The sequence below is a fragment of the Vibrio sp. 1249-1 genome, assembly GCF_033340495.1.
Map to the genome: position 1 here is coordinate 1 of NZ_JAWOWJ010001213.1, position 508 is coordinate 508.

Genomic DNA, 508 nt, shown 5'->3' on the forward strand with positions numbered 1-508 from the left:
GGAGAATCTTTAAACCGTATGTTAAAACGCACTCGCTCGCTCGTTTGTTTGTGCCTTGCTGCTGCAATCAGTTCACCAACGACTTACGCCAATAGCATCGACTTGCCTGATATTGGTACAGCAGCTGGCGGCACGCTTTCTATAGACCAAGAGTTGATTTATGGCGACGCGTACATGCGCATGCTCAGAGCCAGTAAACCTATCGTCAACGATCCGGTCATCAACGAATATATCGATTCCCTCGGACACCGCCTCGTGGCCAACGCGAACGATGTAAAAACGCCGTTCCACTTCTTCATGATTCGTGATCGTAATATCAACGCCTTTGCCTTTTTTGGCGGTTACGTTGCATTGCACTCAGGGCTATTTCTTCATGCTCGTAGCGAAAGTGAACTCGCATCCGTTGTCGCGCACGAAATTGCACACGTAACACAGCGCCACCTCGCGCGCAGTATGGAAGACCAAGCAAGGCGCTCTCCAGCGACTTTAGCCGCGCTTGCTGGTGCAT

The 508-nt window shown here is 51.0% G+C and carries 1 protein-coding gene; it reads left to right on the forward strand.

Annotated elements, in window-relative coordinates; genetic code table 11:
* Positions 1–18: 18 nt before the first annotated feature.
* Positions 19–508, forward strand: a 490-nt coding sequence (locus R7Z50_RS31335) for a M48 family metalloprotease (RefSeq protein ID WP_318150256.1), incomplete at its 3' end; no start/stop codon positions are given.